At 65.3% G+C, this 6,521-nt stretch carries 8 protein-coding genes; all 8 read left to right on the top strand.

The genetic code is table 11. From position 1 onward, the window contains the following. Positions 1-829, top strand: an 829-nt coding sequence (locus tag ACKODO_RS12075; protein WP_408983684.1) for a 3-phosphoshikimate 1-carboxyvinyltransferase, incomplete at its 5' end; no start/stop codon positions are given. Then, positions 826-1,452, top strand: coding sequence for a (d)CMP kinase (locus ACKODO_RS12070; RefSeq protein ID WP_408983683.1), 627 nt, complete (start codon positions 826-828; stop codon positions 1,450-1,452). The genes ACKODO_RS12075 and ACKODO_RS12070, both read left to right, overlap by 4 nt. A 39-nt stretch (positions 1,453-1,491) precedes the next feature. Continuing rightward, positions 1,492-2,082 (top strand): rhomboid family intramembrane serine protease, encoded by a 591-nt coding sequence (locus ACKODO_RS12065; protein ID WP_408983682.1) that lies wholly within the window; start codon positions 1,492-1,494, stop codon positions 2,080-2,082. Between the two features lie 32 nt (positions 2,083-2,114). Continuing rightward, entirely contained in the window at positions 2,115-2,702 is a 588-nt protein-coding gene (locus ACKODO_RS12060; protein ID WP_408983681.1) for a helix-turn-helix domain-containing protein, read from the top strand. 9 nt (positions 2,703-2,711) lie between these two features. Beyond that, a complete protein-coding gene (locus ACKODO_RS12055) occupies positions 2,712-3,194 on the top strand; it encodes a GNAT family N-acetyltransferase (protein ID WP_408983680.1) in 483 nt (160 codons plus the stop codon). Position 3,195: 1 nt separating this feature from the next. Beyond that, positions 3,196-3,513 (top strand): hypothetical protein, encoded by a 318-nt coding sequence (locus ACKODO_RS12050; RefSeq protein WP_408983679.1) that lies wholly within the window; start codon positions 3,196-3,198, stop codon positions 3,511-3,513. A 286-nt stretch (positions 3,514-3,799) separates the two neighbouring features. Next, entirely contained in the window at positions 3,800-5,494 is a 1,695-nt protein-coding gene (rpsA, locus tag ACKODO_RS12045) for a 30S ribosomal protein S1 (RefSeq protein WP_408983678.1), read from the top strand. A gap of 122 nt (positions 5,495-5,616) precedes the next feature. After that, positions 5,617-6,521: 5'-3' exonuclease H3TH domain-containing protein (locus tag ACKODO_RS12040; protein WP_408983677.1), on the top strand; the 905-nt coding region annotated here is incomplete at its 3' end.

The following is a 6,521-nucleotide window of genomic DNA, read 5'->3' as shown; positions in this document are numbered from 1 at the left end:
GCACGTCCACGCCCTTCAGCGCCGAGTGACGCACGCGCAAATCCGCGACCGTCTCGCCGCCCTCCTCGCGCCGGTCGAGAACGAGGCCTCGCGCAACCACACCGAGAAGATGCTCGCCTTTTTCGGCGCGGATGTGCGCGTGGCACCCCACGGCCCCCATGGCCGCACGATCACGCTGAAAGGCCAGCCCGCGCTTCGGCCCCGCCCGATCGTGGTGCCGGCGGACCCGTCCTCGGCGGCCTTCCCCATCGTCGCTGCGCTGATCGTGCCGGGCTCGGAGATCGTGGTGAAATCCGTGATGATGAACCCGCTGCGCACGGGCCTGCTCATCACGCTGAAGGAGATGGGGGCCGATATCGTCGAGCTCGACCGGCGCGAGGAGGGCGGCGAGACGGTCGCGGATTTGCGCGTGCGTCACTCGGCGCTGAAGGGCGTGGACGTGCCGGCCGAGCGCGCGCCCTCGATGATCGACGAATATCCGGTGCTCGCGGTTGCCGCCGCCTTCGCGACGGGCGAGACGCGCATGAACGGCTTGCAGGAACTGCGCGTGAAGGAATCCGATCGCCTCGCGGCGGTCGCGGCCGGGCTCGCCGCGAACGGCGTCGCGCATCAGATCGTGGGCGATGACCTCATCGTCTCCGGCCAGGGCAAGGCCGCGCCTGGCGGCGGCGTGGTCGAGACGCATATGGATCATCGCATCGCCATGAGCTTCCTCGTGATGGGCCTTGCGAGCACGAAGCCCGTGGGCGTGGATGATGTGAGCTTCATCGCCACGAGCTTCCCGGACTTCCTGCCGCTGATGGCGCGTCTCGGCGGGAGGATCGTGTGAGCGCATCGCTCGTCATCGCCGTCGATGGTCCGGCCGCGTCCGGCAAGGGCACGATCGCCAAGCGGCTCGCGGGCGAATTTCACCTGCCGATGCTCGATACGGGTCTGCTCTATCGCGCGGTGGGGCAGCGCATGGCCGATCTCGGCCTCGACCTCGATGACGAACAGGCCGCCGAGCGTGTCGCGCGGGATTTCGCGCTGGAATGGCTGGTGGATGAGCGCCTGCGTACTCGAATGGCCGGCGAACAGGCGAGCCGCGTCGCGCGTTTTCCCGGCTTGCGCAGCGCCTTGCGGCAGTTCCAGCAGGATTTCGCGCGCCAGCCCGGCGGCGCCGTGCTCGACGGGCGCGATATCGGCACGGTCATCGCGCCGTGGGCGCCGGTGAAGCTGTGGATCGATGCGGAGGTCGCGGTGCGCGCGAACCGCCGCTTCCGGGAGCTGACCGGGCGCGGTGAAACGGTCGTCGAGAGCGAGATCCTCGCCGATCTCGTGGCGCGCGATCAACGCGATGCGCCCAACATGCAGATCGCGCCGAATGCGATCCGGCTCGACACCACCGATCTCAATGTCGAGCAGGCGGTCGCGGCGGCCCTTGCGATGGTGCGGAAACGCGTCCACATCTGAAGGGGCCTGCACCCTTGCCAGGCCTTGACAGGAGCGCCGATGAGCCTCGATTCGCCGCCGGCCCAGCGGCCCATTCCCGGCTTCTGGCTGGTGCTGATCGCCAATGTCGCGATCTATGGCGCGCTGGTGATGGCCGATGGCGACCTCGCCATCGGTGTGCGCACGATCATCCAATGGGGTGGCCTGCTGGCTGAACCCTATATGGGTGAGGAGCCGTGGCGCTACCTTACGGCCGGGTTCCTGCATTTCAGTCTCGTGCATATCGTCGCGAACATGATCTGCCTGCTCGCCTGGGGCGTGCCTCTGGAGCGCGGGCTCGGCTCCACGAAGTTCCTGTTGCTCTTCATCGCGAGCATCCTCGGCGGATCTTATCTGTCGGTGTCGATGCATGAGGCGCCGTTTGTCGGGGCAGGGGCCTCGGGCGGCACGTCCGGCCTGCTCGGCGCGCTGATGGCGCAATGGATGCTGCGCCGGCTCGATGTGCCGGCCTCGTTCTTCGTCATCAATATCGGGCTGAACATTGCCGTGGCCCTGTTTTCGCCGAGCGTGGACTGGCAGGCGCATCTCGGGGGCTTCCTCACGGGCCTCGCGCTGAGCCTTCTGATGCGGCCGCAACCCGAAAGGGCTTGACGATATGTCGAATGCGAGAGAATTTCCCGGATATGGGAAATTCATCGTCTGTCGTCGCCCTGCCGGATGTCGATTCACTCGATCGCCAGATCGGCGCGGGTCTGCGCCGTCTGCGGCAATCGCGCGGCTGGTCGCTGGAGGAACTCGCGACGCGCTCGGGCGTGAGCCGCGCCACGCTTTCGCGGCTGGAGAATGCGGAAGTCAGCGCGACGGCGGTCGCCTTGTGCAAGCTAGCGAGTGCCTTTGGGCTCACGGCCTCGCGCCTGCTCCATCAGGTGGAGACGGAAGCCTCGCCGCTGATCCGCCGGAGCGAGCAGCCGGTCTGGGATGATCCGGCGACCGGTTTTGCACGACGCGCGGTATCGCCGCCCGCCCAGAATCTTGCGGGCGAGGTGATCGAGGGCGCCCTGCCGGCCGGCACGGTGATCGCCTACGATCTTCCCCCGCGCCCCGGCCTTGAACATCATCTGGTGATGCTCGAAGGGGCGCTGACCCTCACGGTCGAGGGTGTGGCGCATGAGCTGCGCCCCGGCGATTGCCTGCGCTACGTGCTGCATGGCGCGACGCGTTTCGAAACCCCGCCCATGCTGGGCGCGCGCTATCTGATCTTCATGGTGTGAGGAGAAAACATGATGCGAGGGGAGAATTTGGCCTTCGACATCCGCCCCGGCGATTTTTCCGATCCGCGCGTCATCGCGCTGCTGGAGCACCACTACGCCGAAAACCGCGCGGTTTCGCCGCCGGAATCCTGCCATGTGCTCGATTACTCTGCGATGCAGGTGCCGGAGATCACCTTCTTCACGCTCTGGGAGGCCGGTGAACTCCTTGGCATGGGCGCGTTGAAGCAGATCGATGCGGAGGAGGGCGAGGTGAAGGCCATGCGCACCCTTCCCGCCGCGAAGCGCCGCGGGGTGGGCAGCGCGGTGGTTCAGCGCGTCATCGACGAGGCGCGCGGCCTCGGCCTGAAGCGGCTCTATCTCGAGACGGGCTCGTTCGAGTATTTCCGGCCCGCGCGCGAACTCTATTTGCGCCACGGTTTCCGCGAATGCCCGCCCTTCGCAGGCTACAAGCCTGACCCGAACTCCACCTTCATGGTGCTGGATCTGGCTTGAAATGGCCCGCCGCCCGAAACGCATTGGCATCGGGCATAATGGCGGGCCGCCGCTGAAAGAAAAACCGCATGTCCCGCCCTGGGGGCGCGGCGGCATCGGGACGTTTTTCTTCTGGAAGAAGGCGCATCGCGCCGCCTGGCGCCCGACCTCCACGGATGTCCTGCTCTCGCGGCAGGCCAAGGCGGAGGCTCTGGGGCTGACCTACGAGGAATACACCCTCGAAATTCTCGAACGCGGTGTCTATCTCCAGCCGGAGGACGTGGAGAAGGTCTCGGCCATCAAGGCCCGGCGCAAAGTGAGGCCGAAAAAGCATCTCTAGCCCTGGCTGCTTGCCGTAATCGCCCCCTTCTGCTATTGCCCCACGCAATTCGCCGGACCTTCGCGGGTTCTGGCGGTTTTGTCGTTTATCCAAAGCGACGAGACCGGCAGCTTCGCGGCGAGGAAACCACACATTCCGCCGGACGGTTCCGCGACTTCGCACTGGTCGCCCGTTCGGGCTTCATCGCCATCCGGCGATGGCCGTCCGCCCCGGAATGGAACGCAACGATGAAGCACCAGTGCCCGCGCCGGAGGCCGCAATGCGGCAGGCGCATTCCGGAGATTCTATGTCCACCACTCAAATGAACCCGTCCCGCGAGGATTTCGCGGCCCTTCTCGCCGAAAGCTTCGAGAAGGCGGATACCGCTGAAGGCACCGTCATCAATGGTCGCGTCGTCGCGATCGAGAAGGATGTCGCGGTGATCGATATCGGCCTCAAGACCGAAGGCCGTGTCGCGCTGAAGGAATTTGCCGGCCCGAACAAGGATTTCGTCCTGAAGATCGGCGACCGCGTCGAAGTCTATCTCGAGCGCGTCGAGAACGCGATGGGCGAGGCCGTCATCAGCCGTGACAAGGCCCGCCGCGAAGAGAGCTGGGTGCGCCTCGAGAAGGCGTTCGAAGCCAAGGAAAAGGTCACGGGCTCGATCTTCAACCAGGTCAAGGGCGGCTACACCGTCGATCTCGACGGTGCCGTGGCGTTCCTGCCGCGTTCGCAGGTCGATATCCGTCCGATCCGCGATGTCGGCCCGCTGATGGGCGTTCCGCAGCCCTTCGAGATCCTGAAGATGGATCGCCGCCGCGGCAACATCGTCGTGTCGCGCCGCACCGTCCTCGAAGAGACCCGCGCCGGCCAGCGCCAGGAACTCGTCTCGAACCTCGAGGAAGGCCAGATTATCGACGGCGTGGTGAAGAACATCACCGATTACGGCGCTTTCGTGGATCTCGGCGGCATCGATGGCCTGCTCCACGTCACGGATATCGCCTGGCGTCGTGTGAACCATCCGTCGGAAGTGCTGGCGGTCGGCCAGACCGTGAAGGTCAAGATCGTCAAGATCAACCAGGAAACCCACCGCATCTCGCTTGGCATGAAGCAGCTCCAGGGCAACCCCTGGGAGGGCATCGAGGCCAAGTATCCGATCCAGGGCAAGTTCACGGGCCGCGTCACGAACATCACCGATTACGGCGCGTTCGTGGAGCTCGAGCCGGGCATCGAAGGCCTCATCCACGTCTCCGAGATGAGCTGGACCAAGAAGAACGTCCATCCGGGCAAGCTGCTCTCCACCTCGCAGGAAGTGGAAGTGCAGGTTCTCGAGGTCGATCCGGTGAAGCGCCGCATCTCGCTTGGCCTCAAGCAGACGCTCGCCAACCCGTGGGAAGCCTTCGTGGACAAGCACCCGGTCGGCAGCCTCGTCGAGGGCGAAGTGAAGAACAAGACCGAGTTCGGCCTGTTCATCGGCCTCGATGGCGATGTGGACGGCATGGTGCATCTCTCGGATCTCGACTGGAACCGTCCGGGCGAGCAGGTCATCGAAGAGTACAAGAAGGGCGATTATGTGCGCGCCGTCGTGCTCGATGTCGACACCGAGAAGGAGCGCATCTCGCTCGGCATCAAGCAGGTGGGCTCGGACCCCTTCGCGGGCGCGGGCGATGCGATCCGCAAGGGCGCGGTCGTCACCTGCGAAGTGCTGGAAGTGAAGGATGGCGGCCTCGAGGTGAAGATCGCGGGTTCGAACATCACCACCTTCATCAAGCGCTCGGAGCTTGCGCGTGACCGTGGCGACCAGCGCCCGGATCGCTTCGCGGCCGGCGAGAAGCTCGATGCCCGCGTGGTGCTCTTCGACAAGAAGACCCGCAAGATCCAGGTCTCGGTCAAGGCTCTCGAAATGGCCGAGGAGAAGGAAGCGATGGCAGCCTATGGTTCGGCCGATTCCGGCGCGACCCTCGGCGACATCCTCGGCGCGGCCCTCAAGAAGGGCAAGTAAGCGCCAGCCCTTCCGGGCTTTGGCATGCATCAGGCCGGCGGGGAAACCCGCCGGTTTTTTTCATGCGGGATGGCCGCGCGGAACGGGCTGACTGTCCTTCCCGCCCCGCCTATAAATGCGGGATGAGCACCGCACTTCCTCCCAAGAAACCCGGCCCCGGCGATCACGTCATCCTCGTCGATGGCTCGTCCTTCGTGTTCCGGGCCTATTTCCAGTCGATCCGGCAGGATCAGCGCTACAATTACCGTTCGGATCGCCTGCCGACGGGTGCCGTGCGCATCTTCGCGACCAAGCTCTTCCAGTTCGTGCGCGAAGGCGCGCGGGGCAAGAAGGCGACCCATCTGGCGCTTGTTTTCGACAAGAGCGAGGATTCCTTCCGCAAGGCGCTCTTCCCCGCCTACAAGGCGAACCGATCCGAGCCGCCGGAAGAACTGGTGCCGCAATTCCCGCTGATGCGCGCCGTGGTGCGCGCCTTCGGCTACGAGCCGGTGGAGATGGCGAAATACGAGGCGGATGACCTCATCGCGACTTACGCGACTGAAGCCGCCGCAGCGGGTGCGGAAGCCACCATCGTTTCGGCCGACAAGGACCTGATGCAGCTCATCGGGCCGGGCATCACGCTCTACGATCCCGCTTCCGGCGAGCGCGAGGAGCGTCTCGTCGGCGAAGCGGAGGTGCTCGATTATTTCGGTGTCACGCCCGACAAGGTAGTGGAGGTGCAGGCGCTTGCGGGCGATTCGACCGACAACATTCCCGGTGCGCCCGGCATCGGCGTGAAGACGGCGGCTTCGTTGCTTGCGGAATATGGCGATCTCGAAACGCTGCTCGCGCGCGCCGCCGAGATCAAGCAGCCGAAGCGCCGCGAAACCCTGACCGACCCGGAGGTGGTGGAGAAAATCCGCATCTCGAAGACGCTGGTCACGCTCGTGCGCGACGTGCCGGTGGAGCATGCGCTCGAAACACTCGTTGCGCATCCGCTCGATGCGCCGAAAGCCGTGGCCTTCCTGAAGGCCATGGAATTCACGAC

This window comes from Rhabdaerophilum sp., assembly GCF_046092605.1.
Classification (GTDB): Bacteria; Pseudomonadota; Alphaproteobacteria; order Rhizobiales; family Beijerinckiaceae; genus Rhabdaerophilum.
Note: the sequence above shows the minus strand (reverse complement) of the source record. Positions and strands in the feature narration are given on the sequence as shown.

What these genes read in the sequence shown, in the direction of transcription:
- ACKODO_RS12065 (WP_408983682.1), top strand. Translation starts at nt 1,492, where the DNA reads ATGAGCCTCGATTCGCCGCCGGCCCAGCGGCCCATTCCCGGCTTCTGG.
- ACKODO_RS12060 (WP_408983681.1), top strand. Translation starts at nt 2,115, where the DNA reads ATGGGAAATTCATCGTCTGTCGTCGCCCTGCCGGATGTCGATTCACTC.
- ACKODO_RS12055 (WP_408983680.1), top strand. Translation starts at nt 2,712, where the DNA reads ATGATGCGAGGGGAGAATTTGGCCTTCGACATCCGCCCCGGCGATTTT.
- ACKODO_RS12050 (WP_408983679.1), top strand. Translation starts at nt 3,196, where the DNA reads ATGGCCCGCCGCCCGAAACGCATTGGCATCGGGCATAATGGCGGGCCG.
- rpsA (WP_408983678.1), top strand. Translation starts at nt 3,800, where the DNA reads ATGTCCACCACTCAAATGAACCCGTCCCGCGAGGATTTCGCGGCCCTT.